The sequence below is a fragment of the Kitasatospora sp. NPDC091276 genome, assembly GCF_040684355.1.
In the GTDB taxonomy this organism is placed as follows: Bacteria; Actinomycetota; Actinomycetes; order Streptomycetales; family Streptomycetaceae; genus Kitasatospora.
Genome location: NZ_JBFBFU010000006.1, coordinates 25,056 through 49,498, shown reverse-complemented (window position 1 = coordinate 49,498; position 24,443 = coordinate 25,056). Strand labels below are relative to the sequence as shown.

24 protein-coding genes and 1 riboswitch are annotated in these 24,443 nt (G+C 74.2%); of the genes, 10 read left to right on the top strand and 14 right to left on the bottom strand.

Translation table 11 applies throughout. The annotated features are described in order from the left end of the window. Nucleotides 1-84: 84 nt before the first annotated feature. From AB0O19_RS09430 to AB0O19_RS09420, 3 genes are all read right to left on the bottom strand, one after another. Nucleotides 85-474, bottom strand: a complete 390-nt coding sequence (locus AB0O19_RS09430; protein WP_350884379.1) for a DUF3040 domain-containing protein — start codon at nucleotides 472-474, stop codon at nucleotides 85-87. A gap of 410 nt (nucleotides 475-884) precedes the next feature. Next, nucleotides 885-1,637 carry a methyltransferase domain-containing protein gene (locus AB0O19_RS09425; RefSeq protein ID WP_363378597.1) on the bottom strand — a complete coding sequence of 251 codons (753 nt, stop codon included), beginning with the start codon at nucleotides 1,635-1,637 and terminating at the stop codon, nucleotides 885-887. Between the two features lie 45 nt (nucleotides 1,638-1,682). Further along, a complete protein-coding gene (locus AB0O19_RS09420) occupies nucleotides 1,683-2,255 on the bottom strand; it encodes an SAV_6107 family HEPN domain-containing protein (protein WP_363582938.1) in 573 nt (190 codons plus the stop codon). Nucleotides 2,256-2,832: 577 nt separating this feature from the next. Here AB0O19_RS09420 and AB0O19_RS09415 point away from each other — a divergent pair. Further along, a complete protein-coding gene (locus tag AB0O19_RS09415; protein WP_363618872.1) occupies nucleotides 2,833-3,474 on the top strand; it encodes a DUF4126 domain-containing protein in 642 nt (213 codons plus the stop codon). A 60-nt stretch (nucleotides 3,475-3,534) separates the two neighbouring features. Next, on the top strand, nucleotides 3,535-5,031 hold the full coding sequence (locus AB0O19_RS09410; protein ID WP_363618871.1) for an NAD(P)/FAD-dependent oxidoreductase: 1,497 nt from the start codon (nucleotides 3,535-3,537) through the stop codon (nucleotides 5,029-5,031). An 18-nt stretch (nucleotides 5,032-5,049) separates the two neighbouring features. On the opposite strand, the gene AB0O19_RS09405 is transcribed toward AB0O19_RS09410, so the two are convergent. Next, nucleotides 5,050-5,952 carry a hypothetical protein gene (locus AB0O19_RS09405; protein ID WP_363618870.1) on the bottom strand — a complete coding sequence of 301 codons (903 nt, stop codon included), beginning with the start codon at nucleotides 5,950-5,952 and terminating at the stop codon, nucleotides 5,050-5,052. A gap of 219 nt (nucleotides 5,953-6,171) precedes the next feature. Then, nucleotides 6,172-7,092 (bottom strand): methylenetetrahydrofolate reductase [NAD(P)H], encoded by a 921-nt coding sequence (metF, locus tag AB0O19_RS09400; protein WP_363618869.1) that lies wholly within the window; start codon nucleotides 7,090-7,092, stop codon nucleotides 6,172-6,174. A gap of 220 nt (nucleotides 7,093-7,312) precedes the next feature. Between metF and AB0O19_RS09395 the strand changes: the two genes are divergently transcribed. Further along, nucleotides 7,313-8,419, top strand: coding sequence for a polyprenyl synthetase family protein (locus AB0O19_RS09395; RefSeq protein ID WP_363618868.1), 1,107 nt, complete (start codon nucleotides 7,313-7,315; stop codon nucleotides 8,417-8,419). A 56-nt stretch (nucleotides 8,420-8,475) separates the two neighbouring features. On the opposite strand, the gene thiE is transcribed toward AB0O19_RS09395, so the two are convergent. The 3 genes from thiE to AB0O19_RS09380 are packed head-to-tail and all read right to left on the bottom strand — an operon-like array spanning nucleotide 8,476 to nucleotide 10,742. Then, a complete protein-coding gene (thiE, locus tag AB0O19_RS09390) occupies nucleotides 8,476-9,126 on the bottom strand; it encodes a thiamine phosphate synthase (RefSeq protein WP_363618867.1) in 651 nt (216 codons plus the stop codon). Beyond that, on the bottom strand, nucleotides 9,126-9,491 hold the full coding sequence (locus AB0O19_RS09385; protein WP_350884398.1) for an Rv2175c family DNA-binding protein: 366 nt from the start codon (nucleotides 9,489-9,491) through the stop codon (nucleotides 9,126-9,128). Before AB0O19_RS09385 ends, thiE begins: the two co-directional genes overlap by 1 nt. A gap of 42 nt (nucleotides 9,492-9,533) precedes the next feature. Further along, on the bottom strand, nucleotides 9,534-10,742 hold the full coding sequence (locus AB0O19_RS09380) for an FAD-dependent oxidoreductase (RefSeq protein ID WP_363618866.1): 1,209 nt from the start codon (nucleotides 10,740-10,742) through the stop codon (nucleotides 9,534-9,536). 84 nt (nucleotides 10,743-10,826) lie between these two features. Then, a riboswitch (TPP riboswitch) is annotated at nucleotides 10,827-10,939 on the top strand. 3 nt (nucleotides 10,940-10,942) lie between these two features. Here AB0O19_RS09380 and thiO point away from each other — a divergent pair. The 4 genes from thiO to pknB all read left to right on the top strand — a co-directional run bounded on the left by thiO (nucleotide 10,943) and on the right by pknB (nucleotide 15,063). Continuing rightward, the gene (gene thiO, locus AB0O19_RS09375) at nucleotides 10,943-12,118 is read left to right on the top strand and encodes a glycine oxidase ThiO (RefSeq protein WP_363618865.1); all 1,176 of its coding nucleotides are present in this window, start codon (nucleotides 10,943-10,945) and stop codon (nucleotides 12,116-12,118) included. Further along, on the top strand, nucleotides 12,115-12,369 hold the full coding sequence (gene thiS, locus AB0O19_RS09370; protein WP_363582956.1) for a sulfur carrier protein ThiS: 255 nt from the start codon (nucleotides 12,115-12,117) through the stop codon (nucleotides 12,367-12,369). The genes thiO and thiS overlap by 4 nt, the downstream gene beginning before the upstream one ends. 1 nt (nucleotide 12,370) lies before the next feature. Further along, nucleotides 12,371-13,168 carry a thiazole synthase gene (locus AB0O19_RS09365; protein WP_363618864.1) on the top strand — a complete coding sequence of 266 codons (798 nt, stop codon included), beginning with the start codon at nucleotides 12,371-12,373 and terminating at the stop codon, nucleotides 13,166-13,168. Nucleotides 13,169-13,287: 119 nt separating this feature from the next. Continuing rightward, nucleotides 13,288-15,063, top strand: a complete 1,776-nt coding sequence (gene pknB, locus AB0O19_RS09360) for a Stk1 family PASTA domain-containing Ser/Thr kinase (RefSeq protein WP_363619071.1) — start codon at nucleotides 13,288-13,290, stop codon at nucleotides 15,061-15,063. A 28-nt stretch (nucleotides 15,064-15,091) separates the two neighbouring features. On the opposite strand, the gene AB0O19_RS09355 is transcribed toward pknB, so the two are convergent. Further along, nucleotides 15,092-15,721 carry a molybdopterin-dependent oxidoreductase gene (locus AB0O19_RS09355; protein ID WP_363618863.1) on the bottom strand — a complete coding sequence of 210 codons (630 nt, stop codon included), beginning with the start codon at nucleotides 15,719-15,721 and terminating at the stop codon, nucleotides 15,092-15,094. A gap of 221 nt (nucleotides 15,722-15,942) precedes the next feature. On the opposite strand from AB0O19_RS09355, the gene bfr reads away from it, so the two are divergent. Continuing rightward, nucleotides 15,943-16,422: a bacterioferritin gene (bfr, locus tag AB0O19_RS09350; protein ID WP_363582962.1), complete on the top strand. Its 480-nt coding sequence runs from the start codon at nucleotides 15,943-15,945 to the stop codon at nucleotides 16,420-16,422. Nucleotides 16,423-16,426: 4 nt separating this feature from the next. On the opposite strand, the gene AB0O19_RS09345 is transcribed toward bfr, so the two are convergent. Then, nucleotides 16,427-16,720 carry a (2Fe-2S)-binding protein gene (locus tag AB0O19_RS09345; protein ID WP_363618862.1) on the bottom strand — a complete coding sequence of 98 codons (294 nt, stop codon included), beginning with the start codon at nucleotides 16,718-16,720 and terminating at the stop codon, nucleotides 16,427-16,429. Nucleotides 16,721-16,929: 209 nt separating this feature from the next. Next, a complete protein-coding gene (locus AB0O19_RS09340) occupies nucleotides 16,930-18,279 on the bottom strand; it encodes a class II 3-deoxy-7-phosphoheptulonate synthase (RefSeq protein ID WP_363618861.1) in 1,350 nt (449 codons plus the stop codon). 301 nt (nucleotides 18,280-18,580) lie between these two features. Between AB0O19_RS09340 and AB0O19_RS09335 the strand changes: the two genes are divergently transcribed. Then, a complete protein-coding gene (locus AB0O19_RS09335; protein ID WP_363618860.1) occupies nucleotides 18,581-20,515 on the top strand; it encodes an anthranilate synthase family protein in 1,935 nt (644 codons plus the stop codon). A gap of 82 nt (nucleotides 20,516-20,597) precedes the next feature. Here the strand turns inward: AB0O19_RS09335 and AB0O19_RS09330 are convergent, their stop codons facing one another. Genes AB0O19_RS09330 through AB0O19_RS09320 form a run of 3 tightly spaced genes read right to left on the bottom strand, consistent with a single transcriptional unit; the run spans nucleotide 20,598 to nucleotide 23,369 of the window. Further along, nucleotides 20,598-21,278: a response regulator transcription factor gene (locus tag AB0O19_RS09330; protein ID WP_063347264.1), complete on the bottom strand. Its 681-nt coding sequence runs from the start codon at nucleotides 21,276-21,278 to the stop codon at nucleotides 20,598-20,600. Beyond that, on the bottom strand, nucleotides 21,256-22,515 hold the full coding sequence (locus tag AB0O19_RS09325; RefSeq protein ID WP_363618859.1) for a DUF5931 domain-containing protein: 1,260 nt from the start codon (nucleotides 22,513-22,515) through the stop codon (nucleotides 21,256-21,258). Before AB0O19_RS09325 ends, AB0O19_RS09330 begins: the two co-directional genes overlap by 23 nt. 35 nt (nucleotides 22,516-22,550) lie before the next feature. Then, a complete protein-coding gene (locus AB0O19_RS09320; RefSeq protein WP_350884442.1) occupies nucleotides 22,551-23,369 on the bottom strand; it encodes a lysophospholipid acyltransferase family protein in 819 nt (272 codons plus the stop codon). 271 nt (nucleotides 23,370-23,640) lie between these two features. Between AB0O19_RS09320 and AB0O19_RS09315 the strand changes: the two genes are divergently transcribed. Beyond that, a complete protein-coding gene (locus tag AB0O19_RS09315; protein ID WP_363582972.1) occupies nucleotides 23,641-24,435 on the top strand; it encodes an alpha/beta fold hydrolase in 795 nt (264 codons plus the stop codon). Nucleotides 24,436-24,443: the final 8 nt, after the last annotated feature.

The following is a 24,443-nucleotide window of genomic DNA, read 5'->3' as shown; positions in this document are numbered from 1 at the left end:
AACGCCGGGGCGGGCAGTCGATCGACTGCCCGCCCCGGCGTTCGTCCAACGTGTGCGCGCCCCGGCGGGCGCGCCGTGCGCGGCTCAGAAGCCGCCGGCCTGCTCGTCCCGACGACGCTGCCAGCGCTGTTCCACCCGGTCCATCATCCCGGCCTTGCGGCGGGGCGCGGCGGCCGGCCGGGGGCCGGAGCCCTGGCCCGCGGGGCCGCGGCGCCAGCCGGTCACGGCGAACACCGCGCACCCGAGCATCACCAGGAAGCCCACGACGCTGACCCAGATCTGGTCGGGGACGACCATGCCGCCCATCAGCAGGCCGATGCCCACCACGAAGCCGGCAACGGCCAGGTACACCCGCCGGCGGGTGTAGGTGCGCAGCCCGGTTCCCTCAAGCGCCGTCGCGAATTTGGGATCTTCGGCATACAGCGCTCGCTCCATCTGGTCGAGCAGTCGCTGCTCGTGCTCCGAGAGCGGCACGGAGTCCTCCTACTCGTCGGTCGCGGGTGCGACCGGTCCGCCACCCCGGTCGGGGAGGCAAAGTCCAATCAGCCTTCGGGGCACACGGTCGGACGCCTGTGCGGGGGGACCCGGCCCGTGTCGTCCATATGCCCCACGCATCCGGCTGTCATGCTTTCCGGCTTTACCCAGATCATACGGTCCGTGGGCCCGTTACGGAGTGGTCTGCGCCGCGTGGGACGGGCCACTTCGACCGGGCACGGCCGCACCCGGCTCAACGCCACGGGACGCGGACAAGTGCCCGAACGGGTGGAATCGGTCCGGACCTGGGCAGGTTCGGGACCACCCGGACGAGGCCGGGGGGCGTCCGGAAGGCGAACTGCCGCCGCACGGTGTGCGAACCGTACGGCGGCGGACGGTCCCGCGGCCGCTCAGGCCAGGGTGGCCAGCAGGTGCAACTGGGTCGCCACGGCGTGGAACGCGGGCTGCTCGGCGGCGGCCTCCTCCAGCTTCAGCAGCGCCTCCATCGCGCCCGGCTCGGCGTCCACCAGCACCCCGGGGACCAGGTCGGCGAAGACCCGGACGCCGTGCACCGACTCCACCCGCAGGCCCGCGCCCTCGGCCAGCCGGCCCAGCTCCTCGCCGGTGAAGCGGCGCGGCATCGGGTCCTGCTCGCCCCAGCGGCCGTCGGTCGCGGACAGCACCGTACGGGCCTCGGTGAAGTGGCCGGCCAGCGCACGGGCCAGCACGGCGCCGTTGCGGTTGGCGGCCAGCAGGCTGACCAGGCCGCCCCGGCGCAGGGTGCCGGCCAGGCTGCCGAGCGCCTCCGCCGGGTCGTCCACGACCTCCAGCACGCCGTGGCAGAGCACCGCGTCCACGGTGCCGGGGGCGACCAGCTCGGGCAGCGTCTGGGTGTCGCCCTGGACGGCCCGGACCAGCTCCGTCACCCCGGCCTCGGCGGCCCGGCGCTCCAGCGCGAACAGCGCGTCCGGGCTGGGGTCGACCACGGTGACCCGGTGGCCGAGCTTGGCCACCGGCACGGCGAAGTTGCCGGTGCCGCCACCGGTGTCGACCACGTCGAGCACCGGCTGGTCCAGCTCGGCCGCCCGCTTCTCCAGGGCGGCCCGCACCACCTCCCACACCACGGCGGTACGCAGGGCACTGCGGGGACGCGTCGGGTACAAGGCGGGGCTCCTCGGCACATGCAGATCGATCAGGATGCCTCCACCTTAGACCGGGCGGGTGGCGGGGCCCGTCACCCCCGGCGGGTCGTCGCCGTCCAGCGGCAGCCGCGGGGCCGGCGGGGTCGGGCGCAGGCCGAGCAGGCGCTCGACCAGGCGCAGGAACAGGGCGGAGTTGCGGACCAGGTCGTCGGCGTCACGGGCCGAGGCGGCACCCCTGATCCCGGCTTCGGCGGCCGCCCGGCGGCGGGCGCCGGCGCCGTAGTAGAGCGCCCACTCGGCCAGCTCGGGGGCCACCTCGGGCAGCACCTCCCAGGCACTGCGGATGGCCTTGCGCCGGCGCGGGCTCTTCTCCGGCCGCCCCCGCACCGCGAGCACGGCCGCCACCGTGCGCAGCGCGGCCAGGTGGGCGGTGGCGTACCGCTCCAGCGGGTCCTCCAGCACGCGGGCCCGGGCGAGCGTGCGGTGGGCGTCGGCGAGGAGGTCGAGGGCGGCCGGCGGCGCGGCGGTCCGGCGCAGCACGGGGTGGACGTCCCCGCCACCCGGGCGCCCGCCCGGGGAGGACGGCGGGGCGGCGGAGTGGAGGCGGGCGGTGACGGGCTCAGGACGGCTGATGGTCATGGTCTCCCCCGTTCCGAGGCAGCGCGCGGACCGGGCGGCCCGTGCCCCTCCATCGTGAACGGGACCACTGACAACGCGGCCCGAAACGGGTGAGCGGCGGCGGGCACCGGCCTGTCCCCCCAGGTCCTGTGCCGCCGCCGTACGCCGCCGCTCCGCCGTTCCCCACAGGCGGCGGTGGCCAGCTCCCCCTTCCGGTGGCCGGTCTCCCCCCGGCCCGCTCCGCCGCCCCGTGTCGGCGGTGCGAGGCCCGTGACCGGCTCCCGCGGCGGACCTCCGCCGCCGCCCCGCCGACCCCTCATCTGCCGGCTGGGCGGACGGATCCGCCACCCGGGGCGGGGCGCCCGACGCGCCGCCGTCCCGGTGCCACCACTCTCCCGTCCCGGCAGGTCGGCGGGCCATCCGCTGACGTACTCAACCCCGGATCTGAGTACGCGTACTCAGATCCGTCGGCCCCGGACCCGGCCGTGGCCGGAACCGGCGGGCCGACCCGGCACGTCCGGGTACGGTACGGCCGTGGCCGGGGCGGACCGGCCACGGCCACGAGAAGGAGGGGGAAAGCGATGAGGAGGGGGAAGCCATGACGATCGTGCCGCTGATCTTCACCAGCGGACTCGCCAGCGGCATCAACGCCTACGCGGTGGTGCTGCTGCTCGGACTGCTGGGCCGCTTCGGCGGCGCGGACTCGGTGCCGCCCGCACTGGAGCGCACCGACGTGCTGGCCGCGGCCGCCGTACTGTTCCTGCTGGAGGCGGTGGCCGACAAGATCCCGTTCGTCGACAGCCTCTGGGACTCCGTGCACACCGTGATCCGGCCGATCGCGGGCGCCACCGTCGGCGCGCTGATCGCGAGCACCGACCCGGGCTCGCTCGGCGAGGTCGCGGCGGGCGCGATGGGCGGCACCACGGCGCTGGTCAGCCACCTGGTCAAGGCCTCGCTGCGGATGGCGGTCAACACCTCGCCCGAACCGGCCAGCAACATCGCGGTCAGCATGGCGGAGGACCTGTCGGTGGCCGGGCTGGTATCCCTGGCGATCTTCCACCCCTGGCTGGCCGCCTCGATCGCCGCCGTCCTGCTCGCCGTCGGCCTGCTGCTGGTCTGGTTCGCGGTCAACCGGATCCGCGCCTTCCGGGCCCGCCGCCGCGAACGCCGCGCCGCCCGCGACGCCGGGTCCGCCGCCCGCGAGCAGGAGGCGGACCGGCCGTACGTCCCGCGGCGCTGAGGACGGCGCCCGCCCGGCCCGGCCCGGCCCAGCCCAGGTCACGGCCTAGGATCAGGTGCCATGGCACGGATCGTCATCATCGGCGCAGGAATGAGCGGGCTCGCGGCGGCCTCCAGGCTGGCCACCCTCGGACACCGGGTGACGGTCTGCGAGGCCGGCGGCACGTACGGGGGCATGGTCGGCCGGTACGAGCGCGACGGATTCGCCTTCGACACCGGTCCCGGCCTGCTGACCCTCCCGGCCGTCTACCGCGACCTCGCGCTGAAGACCGGCAAGGAGCCGCTGGAGCAGCTCGTCGACCTCGCCCCGGTGGACCCGGAGAGCCGGCACCTGTTCCCGGACGGCACCGCCGTCAGCCTGCCCAACGCCTCCCGCGGCGGCGTCAGCCAGGCCCTGGACGCCGCCTTCGGCGCCGGCTCGGGCGCCCGCTGGAGCGCGGTCATGAACCACGGCCGGACGGTCTGGGAGGCCACCCGCCGCCCGCTCCTGGAGGAGCCGCTCCCGGCCGACCGGTCGCCGCTGCACACCGACCCCTACCCCGTCCCGCCCCGGCGCGGCCTGCTCGCCCGGCTCGGCCGGCCCCGCCCGTGGACCCTCGCCGACGTCGCCGCCCGCGAACTCGGCGGCCACCCCGGCCTCACCGCCCTGCTGGCGGAGCACGCCCTGCGCTTCGGCCTGCCCCCCGGGTCCGCCCCCGCCGGGGCCACCGTGCTGCCGTACATGGAGCAGTCCTTCGGCGTCTGGTACGTCCGGGGCGGCCTGCGGGCCCTGGCGGACGCGGTGCACCGGCGCTGCGAGCTGCGCAAGGTGGAGTTCCGCTTCGACACCCCGGTCACCGGGGTGCTGGTCGAGGACGGCCGGGCCCGTGGCGTCGACACCCCGGGCGGGCGGATCGACGCGGACCTGGTGGTCTCCTCGATGGACACCAGGGCGCTGTTCCGTGACGGTCTCGCCCGGTGGCCGGAGCTCGGGCCCGACCACGGGGAGCCGTCCGAGGTGCCCGGCCGGTTCAGCGTGCTGCTCGCGCTGCGCGGCGCCCGGCCGGCCGGCACCCCGCACCGGACGGTGGTGCACGCCGCCGACCCGGCGGCCGAGCAGAACGCCCTGACCCTCCCGGCCCCGCCCTGCGAGCGCCCCACCCTCCAGGTGCTGCGTCCGGACGATCCCTCGCTGCGTCCCGACGACGCGCACGAGAGCGTGGTGCTGACCGCGACCGTCCCCGCCCAGGGCGACGTCGACTGGACGGCGCCCGGGGTCGCCGAGCGCCACGCGGACCGGCTGCTGGCGCACGCCGACGCCGCCGGCCTGGGCCTGCGCGAACGGGTGCTGTGGCGGGTCGTGCGCACCCCGGACGACACCCGCCGGGAGACCGGCGCCCTCGGCGGGTCGGTCCCCCGCCCCGCGCTCGCCGGAGACGGCGGCGGATGGCTCCAGCCCGCCAACGAGTCGCCCGTCCCCGGCCTCTACCTGATCGGCGGAGCGGCCCACCCCGGCGGCGGACTGGCCCGGGCCGGGATGTCCGCCTGCATCGCCGCCAACCTGATCGGCCCGGCGTAGGGGCCCTGGCGCCGGACCTCAGCCCTGGGGCCAGGTGTTCTGCTGCTGGTAGCCGTAGGTGTGGTCGTAGGACTGCTGCTGCGGGATGCCCTGGGGGTGCTGGCCCGGCTGCTGGCCGGGGTGCTGCTCCAGGTGTTGCTCGGGGTGCTGCTGCGGGGTCTGCCACTGCTGCTGGGGGTGCTGCTCCCAGCCGGGCTGCTGCTGCGGGTAGGACTGGTACTGGTCCTGCTGCGGGTAGCCGTTGTACGGGTCGGACTGCTGGGGGTAGGCCCCGTAGCCCTGGTCGTAGGCGAAGACGGGCTGCTGCTGGCTCTGCCACTGCTGCTGCTCGTAGGCCGGCTGCGGCTGGGCAGCGTTGTCGTAGCCGGACTGGTAGGCCTCGGCGTAGGGGTCGTGCGGCGCCTGCGCCTGCTGCTGCTCGTAGTAGGCGGGCGCGTAGACGCCGTCCTGGGCGAGTTCCCGCATCTCGAAGGCGGCGGTCTGCTCGACCTCGGGGACGTCCTCGGCAACCGGGGCGGGGGCGGCGACCGGGGCCTCCTCGACGGCGCTGACCTCACCGATCCGCTTGTCGGTGGCCTCGACCGCGGCCACGGCGGCCGCGCCGCCGGTGAGGGCGCCGAGCAGGGGCACCTTGGCGAGCGGGCCGGGCAGCGAGCCGTCGGCCTTGCGCAGCGACCAGCCGGCCCGATAGCCGCGCTTGACGGAGAGGGTGACGAAGCTCTGGCCGGCCGCGAAGAGGGCGGCGCCGGCGCCGATCACCGGGACGGAGCCGAGCACCATGCCGGCGGCCACTGCGAGGAAGCCGACCAGGGCGAGGGCCCGCCAGTGCAGCGGGGCCCGGTTCTGCAGCAGGACCTCGGCGACCAGCCAGAGCGCCACCACCGCCAACGCGACGTACAGCAGCAGGTATCCGATGCCCATCCGCCCGCTACCTCCAGTCGCGTGCCCGCGCTCGCCGCGCGTGTGCGGCGACTGTACCGGTTCAACGGCCGGGGTACCGCATCGCGTTCCCGCCGGTCGCGGCCGGGGCGCACACGACCGAGCCCGTCACCGTCGGGGCGGTGACGGGCCGGTGAAACGTCCGGGCCCGCGGGCCCGATCGGCCCGGCGCAGGACCCCCGACGGGGCGCCGGACGGGGCCTACGCGTGGCGCTGGTGCAGGCCGAGGTTCTGGTAGATCTCCAGCGTCGCCGTGGAGTGGTTGAGCGTGATGAAGTGCAGGCCGGGCGCGCCTTCGGCGAGGAGGCGTTCGGCCATCGCGGTGGCGTGTTCCATGCCGATCGCGCGCAGCGCCGCCGGGTCGTCGACGGCGGCCCGCAGCCGGGCCTCCAGGTCGGCGGGGAAGGCGGAGCCGCTCAGCTGGGGGAAGCGTTCCAGCTGCTTGGCGTTGGTGACCGGCATGATCTCCGGGATGATCGGCGTCTCGCAGCCGGCGGCGGTGACCCGGTCGCGCAGCCGCAGGTAGTCGTCGACCTCGAAGAACATCTGGGTGATCGCGTAGTCGGCGCCCGCCCGGACCTTGCCGACGAAGTGCCGGATGTCCTCGTCCCAGTCGGTGGAGCGCGGGTGCATGTTCGGCGAGGCGGCGACGCCGACGCAGAAGTCGCCGATGCCCTTGATCAGCTCGACCAGCTCGTACGCGTACGTGACGCCGTCGGGGTGCTTGACCCACTCGCCCATCGGGTCGCCGGGCGGGTCCCCCCGGACCGCGAGGACGTTGCGCACGCCCTGGTCGGCGTACTGGCCGATGATGTTGCGCAGTTCGGCGATCGAGTGGTCGACGGCGGTCAGGTGAGCGACCGGGGTCAGCGTGGTCTCGGTGGCGATCCGGCCGACCATGTTGACGGTGCGCTCGCGCGAGGAGCCGCCCGCGCCGTACGTCATGCAGACGAAGTTGGGGTCCAGCGGTTCGAGCCGGCGGATGGCGTCCCAGAGTCTCTGCTCGCCGACCTCGGTGCGCGGGGGCATGAACTCGAAGGAGAAGGACCGCTTTCCGGCTGCCAGGAGTTCGCGGACCGTCAGTGCGCGGTCCGGTCTGGTGGAAGCGATGCCGAGTGCCATGCTGGCAGGTTATCCGGCGTTCGAAGGGGCCGGACAACTCGGTACCACGGATTGAGACAAGCGGTGGACGATACTCCGTCCGGTGGTCCGTCGGATTCCCACCGGCGTTCGGGGCCCGCGCCGGGGGCGCCCGCACGCCCGCGCGCACGCCCGCTCGCACATTCGTTCCCGGCTACCCCGCTACGCTTGCTGCACCCCAGCGAACCAGCGGAGCCTCATCGTGACCTCGTCCAGCAACCGGCCGGCCAACCCCATAGACGTGGAGGACGTCCGCGCGCGCGTCAACGCCGCCCTCGCCGCGTTCATGGACGGCCAGTCCGCCCTGTTGGACAAGATCTCCCCGCAGCTCGTGCCCGCCGCCGACGCCCTGCGCGACTTCCTGCTGGACGGCGGCAAGCGGCTGCGCCCGGCCTTCTGCTACTGGGGCTGGCGCGGCGCCGGCGGCCCGGCGGGCGACGAGGGCATCGCGAACGCGGCGGCCGCGCTGGAACTGCTCCAGGCGAGCGCCCTGGTGCACGACGACCTGATGGACCGCAGCGACACCCGCCGCGGCCTGCCCTCGATCCACCGCCGCTTCGAGGCGCTGCACCGGGCGAACGGCTGGCGCGGCGACCGCGAGCAGTACGGCGCCTCGGCGGCGGTGCTGCTCGGCGACCTGCTGCTGATCTGGTGCGACGAGCTGTTCCTGCGCTCGGGCCTGGAGCCGACCGCCGTGCTGGCCGCCAAGCCGGTGTTCGACCTGATGCGCACCGAGGTCATGGTCGGCCAGTACCTGGACGTCCTGGAGCCGGTGGCCGGCGACTCCGCCGACGAGGGCGCGCTCGACCGGGCGCAGACGGTGCTGCACTACAAGTCGGCGAAGTACACGATCGAGCGCCCCCTCCAGGTCGGCGCGCTGCTGGCCGGGGCCGGCCCGGAGCTGGTGGCGGCGCTGGGGGCGTTCGGGCTGCCGCTGGGCGAGGCCTTCCAGCTGCGGGACGACCTGCTCGGCGTCTTCGGCGATCCGGCGGTCACCGGCAAGCCGGCCGGGGACGACCTGCGCGAGGGCAAGCGCACCCTGCTGGTGGCGCACGCGATGCGGGGCCTGCCGGCCGCCGACGCCCGGCACCTGGACGAGCGGCTCGGCGCGCCGGACCTGGTGCCCGAGGAGGTCACCGGGCTGCGCGACCTGGTGGCCCGCAGCGGCGCGCCCGAGCGGGTGGAGCGCCGGATCGACGAGCTGATGCGGCAGTCCCTGGCCGCGCTGGAGGCGGCGCCGCTGGCCGACGAGCAGGCCCGCACGGTGCTGCTGGCCCTGGCCGAGGCCGCCACCGTCCGCAAGTACTGAGATCCGCACGCAGGGGGATCCGCAGGTACGGAGAACGGTGACGGCCCCCGGGGCCGTCAGGCCGAGCGCACCCGCCGGGCGAGCTCGGCTGCGGCGGCCTGCGGGTCGTCGGCGGCCGTGATGGCACGGACCACGACGATCCGGCGGGCGCCGGCGGCCAGCACCTCGTCGAGGTTGCCGAGGTCGATGCCGCCGATGGCGAACCACGGCCGGTCGGTGCTCTGCTTCGCCGCGTACGAGACCAGGCCGAGGCCCGGCGCCGGGCGGCCCGGCTTGGTCGGGGTCGGCCAGACCGGGCCGGTGCAGAAGTAGTCCACGCCGGGCTCGGTGAGCGCCGCGTCCACCTCGGACTCGGCGTGGCAGGACCGGCCGATCAGCACCTCGTCACCGAGGATCGCCCGGGCGGCCGGCACCGGCAGGTCGTCCTGCCCGAGGTGCAGCACGTCCGGCCGGGCCGCGTGCGCGACGTCGGCGCGGTCGTTGACGGCCAGCAGCTTGCCGTGGCGGCGGCAGGCGTCCGCGAAGACCTCCAGGGCCGCCAGCTCCTGCTTGGCCTCCAGGCCCTTGTCCCGGAGCTGGACGATGTCCACCCCGCCCGCCAGCGCCGCGTCCAGGAACTGGGCGAGGTCGCCCTGCTCCCGGCGGGCGTCGGTGCACAGGTACAGCCGGGCGTCGGCCAGCCGCCGGCGCGGTGCGTCCGCCGCCATCAGATCAGCATCGCCTGGGCGCGCCGCTTGACCTCGGTGCCGCGGTTCTCCTGCAGCGCCTGGATCGGGCTGCCGGGCAGCGACGGGTCCTCGGTGAAGAGCCACTCCAGGATCTCCACGTCGTTGTACCCGCAGTCGCGCAGCACGGTCAGGGTGCCGGACAGGTGCTTGACCAGCCCCTGGCCGTCGATGAACGCCGCAGGGACCTGCAGCGACTTGTTGGGGCCCCGCCGGACGGCGATCAGCCCGCCGCTGCGGACCAGGTCGCGCACCTCGGTGACGCGCACCCCCCACTGCTCCGAGATGTCGGGCAGGTACATCCACTCGGAAACCAGGGCTTCGATCTTGCTTTCAATCTCACTCACGCCACCAGACTGCCACCTCCACAGCCCCCCGCGCACCAGCCGCTACCCCGCGACCGCCGACTTCAGCGGCACCGAGGGGTCCGCCGCGCGGGCCCGGTCCAGCGCGGTGCCGCGCTCGATCAGCCGGCGGCCCTGGGTCAGGTCGCGCGGCCGGTCGACGGCCAGCAGCGCGCTCGGCACCCCGTCGCGCAGCCAGAGCGCCGTCCAGGAGGCGCCCTGCGGGCCGCCGCGCCACAGCAGTTCGTCGCCCTCGGCGTGCCGCCCGGCGTACTGGACCATCCGCCCGAACTGCTCCGACCAGAAGTACGGCACCGGGTCGTACGGCGGCGCGTCCGCGCCGAGGACGGCGGCCGCCACGGCCTCGCCGGACTGCAACGCGTGGTCCCAGTGCTGGACGGCCAGCCGGGCGCCGGAGCGGGCGGACGGGTAGCTGACGCAGTCCCCGGCCGCGAAGACGCCGGGCAGGCCGGTGCGCAGCCGCCCGTCCACCAGGACGGCGCCGGTGCCGTCCAGCTCGACGCCGGAACCGGCCAGCCAGCCCGTCGCGGGCCGGGCGCCGACGCCGACCACGACCTCGTCGGCGGGCAGGTGCGAGCCGTCCGCCAGCAGCACCGCGCCCTCCTCGACGGCGGCCACGCCGACCCCGCAGCGCAGGTCGACACCGGCCTCGGCGTACCAGGCGGCCATCGCCGAACCGACCTCGGCCGGCAGCGCGCCGGGGACGGGCGCCGGGCCCGCCTCGACCACCGTCACCTCGCAGCCGGCCGCGCGGGCGGCGGTGGACACCTCGGCGCCGATCCAGCCCGCGCCGACCAGCACCAGCCGCAGGCCGGGCCGCAGCAGGGCGCGCAGCGCCAGCGCGTCGTCCAGGGTGTGCAGCAGGTGCGCGCGCTCGGCGCCGGGCAGGGCGCGCGGGGTGGCGCCGGTGGCGATCACCAGGGCGTCGTAGGGGAGGTCGCCAGCGTCGGTGTGCAGCACGCCGGGGGCGAGGCCGGTGGCGCGGCGGCCGGTGAGCAGTTCGATGCCCAGGTGCGGGTAGTCGATGTCCAGGGTGGTGGCGTCGGCCTTGCCGAGCAGCACGTCCTTGGAGAGCGGCGGCCGGTCGTACGGCGCGTGCGGCTCCTCCCCGACCAGCGTGATCCGCCCCCGCCAGCCGCCCTGCCGCAGCTTCAGGGCGCACTGCGCCCCGGCCAGCCCGGCCCCGACGACGACCACCTGATCCGTTCCGTTCAGCTCTGCCACGCCCGTCACTGTACTCAGCGCCCTGCCGGGGCCACCGGCCCGTCCACCCCGCGTACGGGCCTTCGGCCGGGCCCGCCCCCGGCGTTATGGTGGGGGCACCATCACGGGAGCCCGGCGTACCGGGCTGAGAGGCGGGCTGGCACGGCCCGCGACCGTCCGAACCTGATCCGGGTCATTCCGGCGAAGGGAGAAGAGCAGCCTTGTCACGCTTGCCCGAGGAAACCCACGCCGACGTGCTGGTGATCGGCGGGGGCGTCATCGGCCTCGCCGTCGCCTGGCGCGCCGCGCGGCGCGGGCTGGGGAACATCGTCGTGGTCGACCCCTCCCCCGGCGGCGGGGCGGCCGGGGTCGCGGCCGGGATGCTCGCCCCGGTCACCGAGCTGCAGTACGGCGAGGAGCCGCTGCTGCGCCTCGGCATGGCCTCCAACCAGCGGTACGGGGACTTCGCCGCCGAGCTCACCGAGGCGAGCGGCGGCCTGGACACCGGGTACCGCCGGTGCGGCACGATCGCCGTCGCGCTGGACTCCGACGACCGCGAGGAACTGCGCGAGTTGCACGCCTTCCACCAGCGGCTCGGTCTGGACTCGGCCTGGCTGACCGGCCGGGAGGCCCGCAGGCTGGAGCCGATGCTCGCCCCCGGCGTGCGCGGCGGCCTGCACGTCGCGGACGACCACCAGGTGGATCCCCGCCGGCTGCTGACCGCCCTGGTGGCGGCCTGCGAGCTCGCCGGGGTCGTGCTCCACCGGGCCGAGGCCGTCGGGCTGCTGGTCGAGGACGGCCGCGCGGTCGGCGCCCGGCTCGGCACCGGCGAGACCCAGAGGGCCGACCAGGTGGTGCTCGCGGCCGGCCCGCACAGCCACCGGCTGCCCGGGCTGCCGGAGGGCGTGCTGCCGGCCGTCCGCCCGGTGAAGGGGCAGATCCTGCGGCTGCGGATCCCCGAGGCGTACCGGCCGTTCCTGTCCCGCAACGTCCGCGCGGTGGTGCGCGGACAGCACCTGTACCTGGTGCCCCGGGAGAACGGCGAGCTGGTGATCGGCGCGACCACCGAGGAGCAGGGCTACGACACCACGGTCACCGCCGGCGGGGTGTACGAACTGCTGCGCGACGCCCACGAGTTGGTGCCGGGCATCACCGAACTCCCGCTGCTGGAGACCTCGGCCGGGCTGCGTCCCGGCTCGCCGGACAACGCCCCGCTGCTGGGCCCGACCGCGCTGCCCGGGCTGGTCGCCGCCACCGGCCACTACCGCAACGGCGTGCTGCTCACCCCGGTGACCGCCGACCTGCTCGCCGAGTACCTGGCGACCGGCGAACTCCCCGAGCTTGCACAGCCGTTCACACCCACCCGGTTCTCCCCCGACCGCTCCACCACGAAGGCCTCCGCATGACCGAGATCGCACCACCCCAGACCACACCGGCCCAGACCACACCGGCCGAGATCGGGCTGACCGTCAACGGCGAGCCCCGCCGGGTGTCCGCCACGACCACCCTCGCGGAGGTGGTGGCCACCCTCAGCGCCGCCCACAGCGGCGTCGCCGCCGCCCTCAACGAGGCCGTGGTGCCGCGCAGTTCGTGGCCGGCCACGGAACTGTCGGCGGGCGACCGGATCGAGATCCTCACCGCCGTCCAGGGAGGCTGACATGGCTGACGACCTGCTGACCATCGCCGGGGAGTCCTTCGGCTCCCGGCTGATCATGGGCACCGGCGGCGCACCCAGCCTGGAGATCCTGGAACGGGCGCTGCTGGCCTCCGGCACCGAGCTGACCACCGTGGCGATGCGCCGGGTCGACGCCAGCACCCAGGGCTCCGTCCTGGACGTGCTGACCCGCAACGGCATCCGGGTGCTGCCCAACACGGCGGGCTGCTTCACCGCCGGGGAGGCCGTGCTGACCGCCCGGCTGGCCCGCGAGGCGCTCGGCACCGACTGGGTGAAGCTGGAGGTGATCGCCGACGAGCGGACCCTCCTGCCGGACCCGATCGAGCTGCTGGACGCCGCCGAGACCCTGGTCGACGACGGCTTCACGGTGCTGCCGTACACCAACGACGACCCGGTGCTGGCCCGCAAGCTGGAGGACGTCGGCTGCGCGGCGATCATGCCGCTGGGCTCGCCGATCGGCTCCGGCCTGGGCATCCGCAACCCGCACAACTTCCAGCTGATCGTGGAGGACGCGGGCGTCCCGGTGATCCTGGACGCGGGCGCCGGCACCGCCTCGGACGTCGCGCTGGCGATGGAGCTGGGCTGCGCGGCGGTGATGCTCGCCTCCGCGGTGACCAGGGCGCAGGACCCGGTGCTGATGGCCGAGGCGATGCGGCACGCCGCCGAGGCGGGCCGGTTCGCCCACCGGGCCGGCCGCATCCCGCGCCGGTTCCACGCCGAGGCCTCCTCGGCGATGGCCGGCCGGGCGGAGCTGGACACCCGCGAGCACCCGGCGTTCTGACGCCCTGGCGCCCGGCACCCACCCGCGTGTGCCGTGTCACAAACCGGGCACAGCCGGGCCCGGAGGCGATGTCCTCCGGGTCCGGCTGCCGCCCGCGGCCCTAGACTCTCCGGGTGGACATGGCACTGCACGACCCCCTGATCGGTACCCTGCTCGACGGCCGGTACCGGGTCGAGCAGCGCATCGCGACCGGCGGGATGTCCACCGTCTACAAGGGCACCGACACCCGGCTGGACCGGGTCGTCGCCCTCAAGGTGATGCACCCCGCGCTGGCCGGGGACGACGGCTTCACCGCCCGGTTCATCCGCGAGGCCAAGGCCGTCGCCCGGCTCTCCCACCCGAACGTGGTGAACGTCTTCGACCAGGGCGCGGACGGCGCCAACGTCTTCCTCGCCATGGAGTACGTGCCCGGCCGCACCCTGCGGGACCTGCTGCGCGACCGCGGCGCGCTGTCCGTGCGGGCCGCGCTGGACGTGCTGGAGCCGGTGCTGGCCGCCCTCGGCGCCGCCCACCGGGCCGGGCTGGTGCATCGGGACGTCAAGCCGGAGAACGTGCTGATCACCGAGGACGGGCTGGTCAAGGTCGCCGACTTCGGCCTGGTCCGGGTCCTCGGCACCGCCGACGGCGCGCCCACCTCGACCAGCACCGCGACCGGCGGCACGGTCCTCGGCACCGTCTCCTACCTGGCCCCCGAGCAGATCCTCCCGGACGCCCCCACCGACCAGCGGGTCGACGTCTACGCGGCCGGCATCCTGCTCTACGAGATGCTCACCGGCCGCCGCCCGCACACCGGCGACAACCCCGTCCAGGTGATGTACAAGCACCTGCACGAGGACGTCCCCGCCCCCTCGCTGATCGCCCCGGCCGTCGGCCCCGGGCTGGACGCCATAGTGGCCGGCGCCTGCGCCCGGACGGCCGAGGCCCGCCCGTACGACGCGGTCGAACTGCTCGCCGCCCTCCAGCGGATCCGCCGCACGCTCACCCCGGCCGAGCTGGACGCCGAGCCGCCGGCCTCCACCCGGCCCAGCCCGCGCTACCCGACCAGCGAGCCGACCTCGGTGATCCAGCAGCCGGCGGGGCCCGCCGCCGGGGCGCCGGAGCCCACCAGCGTGCTGGACGTGCCGGCGGAGCTGCTGGACCAGCTGCTGGTCGAGCCGCGCCCGTACGACGAGCCGACCCCGGTGCGCGGGCGCCGGCCCGGCCTGCTGCGCCGCCTCCCCCGCAAGCCGCTGATCTGGGTCGCCGCGCTGACCGCCCTGGTGCTGGCGGTCGGCGGTGCGACGTACGGGCTGTCCGAGGGGCTGTACGGGCCGGTGCCCGGCGTGCTCGGCAAGGACCGGGCCGAGGCGCAGCGGATCCTGGACAAGGACGGCATGCACGGCCGCTTCGTCGAGGTGTTCAGCGAGAGCGTCCCGGCCGGGCAGGTGATCGCCACCGACCCCGGAGTGGGCGCGCGGACCCGCAAGAGCGACACCGTGACGGTGACCGTCTCCAGGGGCCCCAAGCGGATCGCGGTGCCGGACCTGGCCGGGAAGACCGCCGACCAGGCCGCCGACGCGCTGACCGCGGCCCAGCTGACCAGGGGCGGCGTGACCGGGACGTACGACGACACCGTGCCGGAGGGCGTGGTGATCAGCAGTTCGCCGGCGGCCGGGCAGCTGCTCCAGGAGAACACCGCGGTCTCGCTGGTGGTCAGCAAGGGCATGGTGCCCGTCCCGGACGTCACCGGGATGAGCAAGGACGACGCGGCGAAGGCGCTCCAGGCGGCCGGCTTCACGATGCAGACCAGCGGGGTCAACCTGTTCGGCACCGGCAAGGTGTCCAGTCAGTCCCCGGCGGCCGGCGAGCGGCGCCCGCAGCACACCGCGGTGACGGTCAACTTCCCCTTCTTCTAAGGGGATTCCTCCGAACGTCGGCCCGCCCTCAGCGCAGCGGGCCGTCGCCCGGCTCCTCCTGGTGGGAGTAGCGCTGCTCGCGCCACGGGTCGGCGAGGTTGTGGTAGCCGCGCTCCTCCCAGAAGCCCCGGCGGTCGGCCCGCATGTACTCCACCGCGCGGACCCACTTGGGGCCCTTCCAGGCGTACAGCCCGGGGACGATCAGCCGGACGGGGAAACCGTGCTCGGCGGTCAGCGGCTCGCCGTTGCGGTGGGTGGCGAAGATCGTCCGCGGGTCTGCGAAGTCGGCCAGCCGCAGGTTGGCGCTGTAGCCGTACTCGGCCCAGACCATCACGTGGGTGACGCCGGGCGCGGGGGGCTCCAGGTCGAGGAGGGCGGCGGCCGGCACGCCCGACCACTCGTTGCCGAGCAGCGTGAACTTGGTGACGCAGTGCAGGTCGGCGACGACGGTGGTGCGCGGCAGGGCGTGGAAGGCCTCGAAGTCCCAGCTGTGCTTCTCCGCCGAGGCGGTGGCGCCGAACACCTGGAGGTCCCAGGTCAGCGGCTTGAAGCGGGGTACGGGCCCGTAGTGCAGGGCGGGCCAGCCGCGCTGCACGCGCTGCCCCGGGGGGAGCCTCGGGTCAGACGGCGGAAACGGTTCTTGTTCGGACTGACCCATGACTCCATGGTGACAGACGGCGGCCGACGCGCCGTGCGCGCCCCTTCGCGCGACCACACGCCCCGCCCCCAAGAACCGGTGACCGAGCCCGTATCGGCTCAAATCGGATATTCCAAAACATGTCCTAGTGAGTGTGAACTTACTGGAATTTTCTCCCATTTCGATGCCAGGATGCGCAGCGCAGGAGTCACAACAGGCCGTAGCGCAGGGAGGCACCAGCCATGCAGGGCGACCCAGAGGTCATCGAGTTCCTCAACGAGCAGCTCACCGCGGAGCTCACCGCGATCAACCAGTACTTCCTGCACGCCAAGATGCAGGAGAACTTCGGCTGGACGAAGCTCGCCAAGTACACCCGGCACGAGTCCTTCGACGAGATGAAGCACGCCGAGACCCTCACCGACCGGATCCTCTTCCTGGACGGGCTGCCGAACTACCAGCGGCTGTTCCACGTCCGGATCGGCCAGACGGTCAAGGAGATGTTCGAGGCGGACCGCCAGATCGAGGTCGAGGCGATCGACCGGCTGAAGCGCGGGATCGTGGTGATGCGCGCCAAGAACGACGTCACCTCGGCGAACATCTTCGAGGACATCCTGGCCGACGAGGAGCACCACATCGACTACCTCGACACCCAGCTGGAGCTCCTGGAGAAGCTCGGCGAAGCCCTCTACCTCGCCCAGGTGATCGAGCAGCCGGACTCCTGAGCCCTCAGGCCGCGCGCAGCGGGGCGACCGGGGTCGGGGCGGCCTGAGTCACGGTGGCCACCGGCGCGGACGCGGCCTGGTCCTGCGGGTCGGCCAGGCCGAGCTTCGCGGCGAGGCGGGCGGTCGGGCAGGGCCGGGCGCCGTGCTCGCCGAGCAGGGCCTGGATCCGGCGGACGCAGGATCCGCAGTCGGTGCCGGCCTTGCAGCCCCGGGCGATCTGGCGCGGGGTGCCGGCCCCGGCGTCGATCGCCTTCTTCACCTGGTCCTCGGTGACCGCATGGCACATGCACACGTACATCGCGGACTCTCCAGGGTGGTGCGGCGCCGACTGGCGGAACGATCTTGACTAAGGCTTGCCTTACTTCACTAAGCCTCACCTTACCCGGCGATCCGGGCACGAAAAAGCCCCTCCGGGCTCGGGGACCCCGAATCCGGAGGGGCTTTCGTCACATTCGTTCACCGGTGACCCGCCGGCGGCGGCTCACCCGTGGCAGCTCCCGTGGCAGCTCACTGGCCGCGGTACATCTCCGCCACCAGGAACGCCAGGTCCAGCGACTGGCTGCGGTTGAGCCGCGGGTCGCAGGCCGTCTCGTAGCGCTGGTGCAGGTCGTCGACCAGCACCTCGTCGCCACCGCCGACGCACTCGGTCACGTCGTCGCCGGTCAGCTCCACGTGGATGCCACCCGGGTGGGTGCCCAGCGCGCGGTGCACCTCGAAGAAGCCCTTGACTTCGTCGAGCACGTCGTCGAAGCTGCGGGTCTTGTGGCCGCTGGAGGCCTCGAAGGTGTTGCCGTGCATCGGGTCGCAGATCCACACCGGCTGGGCGCCGGACGCGGTGACCTTCTCCACCAGGGTGGGCAGGTGGTCGCGGACCTTGCCCGCACCCATCCGGGTGATGAAGGTGAGGCGGCCGGGCTCGCGCTCCGGGTCCAGCTTCTCGATCAGGGTCAGTGCCTCGTCGACCGAGGTGGTCGGGCCGAGCTTGACGCCGATCGGGTTGCGGACCTTCGAGGCGAACTCGATGTGCGCGTGGTCCAGCTGGCGGGTGCGCTCGCCGATCCACACCATGTGGCCGGAGACGTCGTACAGCTCGCCGGTGCGCGAGTCCACGCGGGTCAGCGCGGTCTCGTAGTCGAGGATCAGCGCCTCGTGCGAGGAGAAGAACTCGACGGTCTTGAACTCCTCCGGCGCCACACCGCAGGCGTTCATGAACGCCAGGGCGTTGTCGATCTCCCGGGCGAGCTGCTCGTAGCGCTGGCCGGCCGGCGAGTTGCGCACGAAGTCCTGGTTCCAGGCGTGCACCTGGCGCAGGTCCGCGTAACCACCGGTGGTGAACGCGCGCACCAGGTTCAGCGTCGCGGCGGACGCGTTGTACATCCGCTTGAGGCGCTCCGGGTCCGGGATGCGGGACTCGGGGGTGAACTCGAAGCCGTTCACCGAGTCGCCGCGGTAGACCGGCAGTGTCACGCCGTCGCGGGTCTCGGTCGACTTGGAGCGCGGCTTGGAGTACTGGCCGGCGATCCGGCCCACCTTCACGACCGGCACCGAGGCCGCGTACGTCAGCACGGCGGCCATCTGCAGCAGGGTCTTCAGCTTGTTGCGGATGTGCTCCGCCGAGACGCCGTCGAAGGCCTCGGCACAGTCACCGCCCTGCAGCAGGAAGGCCTCCCCGCGCGCCACGGCGCCGAGCCGGGCGCGCAGCTGGTCGCACTCGCCGGCGAACACGAGCGGCGGATAGGAGGCGAGCTCGGCAAGGGTCTTGCGCAGAGCCTCTTGGTCCGGCCATTCAGGCTGCTGCGCCGCGGGCAGGGACTGCCAGGAGCGGTCAGTCCTCGATGTCTCAGTCGTCACGGTCACACCACCAAGGCTACGGGGTGACCCGAGCGATTCGTGACCATTGCCCGAGGGGTGAGACATAACTCGGACAAACACGTGACCGGGCTCACCCTCCCCGCACGATCCGCTACGCTCGAACCATGCACGCGCCCCGCACCCACTCCTGGTGGTGGGCCTCCCCCAAGGGTGGCCCACCGATCGCGCGTTCCTAGACGAACACGACGGCCGCCCCTCGGGGCGGCCGTCGGCGTATGCGCAGACGGCCCTCCGGGAGCGGATCCCAGCACCGCACCTCACCAGCCCCCCGGAAGGAAGCCGCTCCGTGACCGCCACCGCCGACCTGCTCGCCCGCCTCACCGCTCCCGACGCGCCCGCGTTCGCCCTGCTGCACCGCCGCACCCCCCGGCTCGCCCCGGACACCGTCGAGGTGCTGGTGGGCACCGTCGACAGCTACCGGAACCTCGCCGACCTGCCGGTCCGCACCGGCGTCCCGGCCGACGGCCCCGTCCACGACCTGCTCGCGCTCGTCCCGTACCGGCAGATCCGCGAGCGCGGCTTCGAGGCGCACGACGACGGGACCCCGCTGCAGGCCCTCTCGGTGGCCGAACAGCACACCCTGCCGCTGGCCGAACTCGCCGCCGCCCTGCCGCAGTCGCCGGTCTCGCTCACCGGCGGCTCGTTCGACATCGACGACGAGGCGTACGCCGCGATCGTCCGCCGGGTGATCGAGGAGGAGATCGGCAACGGCGAGGGCGCCAACTTCGTGATCCGGCGCGACTTCGGCGCCACCCTGGAGAACTTCTCGCCCGCACTCGCGCTCACCCTGTTCCGGCGGCTGCTGGAGCAGGAGCGCGGCGCCTACTGGACCTTCCTGGTGCACACCGGAGAACGCGTCCTGGTCGGCGCCTCCCCCGAGGTGCACGTCCGCCAGAGCGGCGGCACCGTCGTGATGAACCCGATCTCCGGCACCTACCGCTATCCGACCGGCGGCTCGGACATCGACTCGCTGCTCCGGTTCCTCCACGACCCCAAGGAGCTGGAGGAACTGACGATGGTCGTCGACGAAGAGCTCAAGATGATGTGCACGGTCGGCGACCTCGGCGGCCAGGTGCTCGGGCCCCGGCTCAAGGAGATGTCCCACCTCGCCCACACCGAGTACGAGCTGCGCGGACGCACCTCGCTGGACGTCCGCGAGGTGCTCCGCGAGACGATGTTCGCCGCCACCGTCACCGGCAGCCCGGTGCAGAACGCCACCCGGGTCATCAAGCGGTACGAGCCCGGAGGGCGCGGCTACTACTCCGGCGCGCTCGCCCTGATCGGCCGCTCCGCCAGCGGCGGACAGCTGCTGGACTCGCCGATCTGCATCCGCACCGCCGACATCGACCCGGCCACCGGCCGCCTGGTCGTCCGGGTCGGCGCCACGCTGGTCCGCCACTCCGTCCCCGAGTCCGAGGTCGCCGAGACCCACGCCAAGGCCGCCGGGGTGCTCACCGCGATCGGCGCCCGGCCCGCGCCCGCCCGGCTGCCCGGCCCCACCGGCCCCCGGCTGGCCGACGACCACCGCGTCCAGGCCGCCCTGGACGCCCGGCGGGCCGACCTCGCCCCGTTCTGGCTGCGGATGCAGACACCGACCGTGGTCACCGAGCCCGCGCCGACCCTGGTGGTCGACGGCGAGGACACCTTCACCTCGATGCTCGCCCACCTGCTCACCTCGATCGGCCACCAGGTCAGCGTCGTCCGCTACGACACGCCCGGGCTGCCCGCCCTGCTGGCGGCGCACCGCGGGCCGCTGGTGCTGGGCCCCGGGCCCGGCGACCCGGCGCTCGCCGACGACCCCAAGATGGCCCTGCTGCGGCCGGTCGTCGCGGACGCCCTGGCAGCCGTCCGGTCCGGAGCCCGCACCGCGCCGCTGCTCGCGGTCTGCCTCAGCCACCAGCTGCTCTGCGGTGAGCTCGGGCTGGCGCTGGGCCGCAAGGACGTCCCGTACCAGGGCGCGCAGGAGAGCATCGATCTGTTCGGCACCAAGCACACCGTCGGCTTCTACAACACGTTCACCGCGCGCTGCTCGGACGCCGACGCGGCCCGGCTCGCCGCCCGGGGCGTCGAGGTCGCCCGGGACGCCGCCACCGGGGACGTCCACGCGCTGCGCGGGCCCGGCTTCGCCGGCCTCCAGTTCCACCCCGAGTCGGTGCTGACCCGCGACGGCGTCGGCATCGTGGCGGGCCTGTTGCGCGAGGCGGCGGCCGTCCGCGGCTGAGCAGCCGGTGGGGGGCCGGTCCCGGGAGACCGGCCCCCGCCGCACGCGGGATCGCCGAGGCGGCCGGATCCCGCCGGAGCCGTCAGATGTCGTCGTCCAGCCCCTGCTCGATCGCGTACCTCACCAGTTCCACCCGGTTGTGCAGTTGCAGCTTGCCGAGCGTGTTCTGGACGTGGTTCTGCACCGTCCGGTGCGACAGCACCAGCCGGTCGGCGATCTGCCGGTACGACAGGCCCTTGGCCACCAGGCGCAGGACCTCGGTCTCCCGGGCGGTCAGCTGCGGGACGGCCGGCGCGGAGGCCGGAGCCGGTTCGGCGGCCAGCCGGCGGAACTCGCCCAGCACCAGGCCGGCCAGGCCCGGGGTGAACACGGCGTCGCCCACGGCCGTGCGCCGCACCGCGTCCAGCAGTTCCTCCCGCCCGGCCGACTTGACCAGGTACCCGGTCGCGCCGGACTTCACCGCCTCCAGCACGTCCTGGTGCTCGCCGCTGGCCGAGAGCACCAGCACCCGCACCGCCGGGTCCTGCGCGACCACCTGGCGGCACACCTCGGCGCCGGGCAGACCGGGCAGGTTGAGGTCCAGCACGACGACCTGCGGCGAGCAGGCGCGGGCCCGACGCACGGCCTCCTCGCCGTCGCCCGCGGTGGCCACCACGTCCAGCCCGGCCTCGGCGAGGTCCCGCGAGACGGCGTCGCGCCACATCGGGTGGTCGTCCACGACCATCACCCGTATCGGCCGGTCAGTCGTCGGCTGATCGGTCATCAGAGCCCTTCCTCGGGACGCGGAGTTCGACCTCGACGCCCTCCCCGGGCGCCGAGTACAGCTCGGCCGTGCCGCCGAGGTCCAGCAGCCGGCCGCGGATGGACTGGGAGACGCCCAGCCGCCCGGCCCGCTCCGCCTCGCCGAGGCGGCCGGGGGCGAAGCCGGGGCCGTCGTCGCGGATGCTGACCGTGACGGCCTGCGGCTCGTCCTCCACCAGGATCCAGGCCCGGGCCCGCTCCCCGGCGTGCCGGCGGACGTTGTCGACGGCGGCGCCGACCGCCGCGGCCAGTTCGCCGGCCGCCCCGGCGGACAGCAGCACCGGCCCGCCGGGGGCGGACAGCGTGATCCGCTCGTCGGCGTACGGGCGCAGCAGCGCGGTGAGGTCCTGCGGCTCCCCGGCCCCGCACTCCGGCGGGCGCTGCCCCGGGATCGGGCCGCCGGTCATCAGCGCCCGCAGGGCGCGCTCCTGCTCGCCGGCCAGCCGGCCGAGTTCGGCGAAGTCGGCGTCGCCGCCCGGGCGTCCACCGGCCGCGGCGGCAGCGCCCTCGGCCGGCCGCGCGGTGAGTTCCGCGCCGTGGCGCTGGACGAGGGCGAGCACCTGGAGCACGCCGTCGTGGATGTCGCGGGAGAGCCGCTCGCGCTCCCGGGTGGCCGCCTCGACCTGGAGTGCCCGGGTGAGCGTCGCCTCGCTGGCGCGGGCCAGTTCGATGACGTAGCCGATGGCGCAGCCGGCCACCATCAGCAGCATGATGTTGTGGACGTTGTCGCCGGTCGCGCCGCCGTGGCCGAGGATGTTGGCGACGCCGATCACCGTGCCCGCGGCGGCCGCCCAGCGCCAGCCGCCCTTGCCGGCGAAGCCGAGCACCGTGCCGGCGGCCCAGATGGTCGGCAGGGTGGGCGCGCCGTGGCTGATCCGCACCGGGTCGTCGGTCAGGCCGCTCATCACGATGCCGGTGACGGCGAGGGTGAGGTCGGTGCCGAGCACGTACCAGGTGCAGCGCTGCGGGCCGGCGAAGGCCCGGGTGCTGGCGAGCGTCCAGAGGGTGAGCGTGCCGAGGAAGATCCAGCCGGCGACGGGGTGCAGGAAGTCCAGGTAGGAGTTGAGGTAGCGCAGCAGGGCGTAGCACAGGGCCAGCAGCCGGAAGTAGGAGATGGCCTTCCACAACGGCAGTTCGACGGACATGCCCCCGGCCGCGACCGCGCCGCCGACTGCCCCGGCTCTCTCGCCGTCCGTCATCCTTCCGCCCCTCCCCTGGGCCGCGCCCGCGGTCGTCAGGCCGACCCGGTCTCCTTCGGCTCCTGCCCGGACTGCTCGGCCTTCTCCGTCGCGGCTGCCTTCTCGGCGGCGGCCTTCTCGGCCTCCGCCTCCGCCTTCTCCGCCTTGGCGGCGGCCTTGCGCTCGGCGTCGGCCTTCTTCTTGTCGTCGGCGATCTGCCGCTTGGCGGCGGTCGCGTAGATGTCCACGTACTCCTGGCCGGAGAGCCGCATGATCTCGTACATCACCTCGTCCGTCACCGAACGGAGGATGAAGCGGTCGTTCTCCATGCCGTGGTAGCGGGAGAAGTCCAGCGGGCGGCCGATCCGGATGCCGGGGCGGGTGCCGAAGTTGGGGATCACCTGACCGGGCGGCTGGACCTTCTCGGTGTCGATCATGGCGACCGGGATGACCGGCGCGCCGGTGGCCAGCGCGACGCGCGCCAGGCCGCCGACCTTGCCGCGGTACAGCTTGCCGTCGGGCGAGCGGGTGCCCTCGGGGTAGACGCCGAACAGCTCTCCGCCGTCCAGCACCGCGATGGCGCTGCGGATCGCGGCCTCGCCCGCGCCGCGCACGCCCGAGCGGTCCACCGGCAGTTGGCCGACGCCCTTGAAGAACGCGGCGGTCAGCCGGCCCTTGATGCCCGGGGTGTTGAAGTACTCGGCCTTCGCGATGAAGGTCACCCGGCGTTTGATCAGCGCGGGGAAGAAGAAGGAGTCCGAGAAGGACAGGTGGTTGCTCGCGATGATGGCCGCGCCCTCGGTGGGGATGTTCTCCTCACCCTCGATCCACGGCCGGAAGAAGATCCGAAGCAGTGGCGCGACGATCATCTTCATCAGTCGGTAGAACAACCCGGGCCTCCTGTTATGCGGACCGGTCGATCCTAATGCCCCGTGGGCTCGGCCCGCGCCCCGCCCCGCCCCGGCGGGCCGCCGCCGGACTCCCGCAGGCACTCGCGCGGAGGCCGCCGCGAGGGGTGTGCGGCCCGCGCGGGAGCCGCCATGAGGGGTGTACGTCCCGGGCGGGGCCGTGGGACGATGCGGATTCCCGCAGCCTCCCCCTCCAGCGTCCCTCCCCCAGCGCCACCCGCCCGCGAAGGAGTCCGCCATGCCGTTGCTGCCCGGTGCCGAACCGTACCGCCACCGCGGCGGACCGGTGGGGGTGCTGCTGTGCCACGGCTTCACCGGGTCGCCGCAGTCGCTGCGGCCCTGGGCGGAGGAACTGGCCGCGGCCGGGTTCAGCGTGTCGCTGCCGCTGCTGCCCGGGCACGGCACCCGGTGGCGGGACATGCAGGTCACCCGCTGGGAGGACTGGTACGCCGAGGTCGAGCACGAACTGCTGACGCTCTCCGCCGAGTGCGAGCAGGTCTTCGTCTGCGCGCTGTCGATGGGCGGCGCGCTGGCGCTGCGGCTGGCCGCGCTGCACGGTCCGGCGGTGTCCGGGCTGGTGCTGGTCAACCCGTCGGTGCGCTCGGACAACCCCGCGAGTGTGCTGCTGCCGGTGCTGCGGCACCTCGTGCCGAGCGTGCCCGGGATCGCCGACGACATCGCCAAGCCCGGCGCGGTCGAGCTGGGCTACGACCGGACGCCGCTGAACGCCGCCTGGTCGCTGGGCCGGCTGTGGCGGGACGTCCGACGGCGGCTGCCGCAGGTGACCCAGCCGGTGCTGCTCTTCCGCAGTCCGCAGGACCACGTCGTCTCGCCGGCCAACTCGGAACTGGTGCTGGCCCGGATATCCTCGACCGACGTGACGGAGCGGCTGTGCCAGCGCAGCTTCCACGTCGCGACGCTGGACCACGACGCGGCGGAAATATTCGCGGCCAGCCAGGACTTCATCCGACGGCTGGCCCCCGCGCACGCGGTGGGCGTCACCGGGGTCGAATCCGACGATCACCATGGCTGAAGGGCCGG

Bases quoted from the DNA above. Each gene is read 5' to 3' on its own strand.
- metF (WP_363618869.1), bottom strand. From the start codon at position 7,092: ATGGCACTCGGCATCGCTTCCACCAGACCGGACCGCGCACTGACGGTC.
- AB0O19_RS09410 (WP_363618871.1), top strand. From the start codon at position 3,535: ATGGCACGGATCGTCATCATCGGCGCAGGAATGAGCGGGCTCGCGGCG.
- pknB (WP_363619071.1), top strand. From the start codon at position 13,288: ATGGCACTGCACGACCCCCTGATCGGTACCCTGCTCGACGGCCGGTAC.
- AB0O19_RS09320 (WP_350884442.1), bottom strand. From the start codon at position 23,369: ATGAAGATGATCGTCGCGCCACTGCTTCGGATCTTCTTCCGGCCGTGG.
- AB0O19_RS09405 (WP_363618870.1), bottom strand. From the start codon at position 5,952: ATGGGCATCGGATACCTGCTGCTGTACGTCGCGTTGGCGGTGGTGGCG.
- AB0O19_RS09365 (WP_363618864.1), top strand. From the start codon at position 12,371: ATGGCTGACGACCTGCTGACCATCGCCGGGGAGTCCTTCGGCTCCCGG.
- AB0O19_RS09345 (WP_363618862.1), bottom strand. From the start codon at position 16,720: ATGTACGTGTGCATGTGCCATGCGGTCACCGAGGACCAGGTGAAGAAG.
- AB0O19_RS09315 (WP_363582972.1), top strand. From the start codon at position 23,641: ATGCCGTTGCTGCCCGGTGCCGAACCGTACCGCCACCGCGGCGGACCG.
- bfr (WP_363582962.1), top strand. From the start codon at position 15,943: ATGCAGGGCGACCCAGAGGTCATCGAGTTCCTCAACGAGCAGCTCACC.
- AB0O19_RS09355 (WP_363618863.1), bottom strand. From the start codon at position 15,721: ATGGGTCAGTCCGAACAAGAACCGTTTCCGCCGTCTGACCCGAGGCTC.
- thiS (WP_363582956.1), top strand. From the start codon at position 12,115: ATGACCGAGATCGCACCACCCCAGACCACACCGGCCCAGACCACACCG.
- thiE (WP_363618867.1), bottom strand. From the start codon at position 9,126: ATGGCGGCGGACGCACCGCGCCGGCGGCTGGCCGACGCCCGGCTGTAC.
- AB0O19_RS09325 (WP_363618859.1), bottom strand. From the start codon at position 22,515: ATGACGGACGGCGAGAGAGCCGGGGCAGTCGGCGGCGCGGTCGCGGCC.
- AB0O19_RS09415 (WP_363618872.1), top strand. From the start codon at position 2,833: ATGACGATCGTGCCGCTGATCTTCACCAGCGGACTCGCCAGCGGCATC.
- AB0O19_RS09330 (WP_063347264.1), bottom strand. From the start codon at position 21,278: ATGACCGATCAGCCGACGACTGACCGGCCGATACGGGTGATGGTCGTG.
- AB0O19_RS09420 (WP_363582938.1), bottom strand. From the start codon at position 2,255: ATGACCATCAGCCGTCCTGAGCCCGTCACCGCCCGCCTCCACTCCGCC.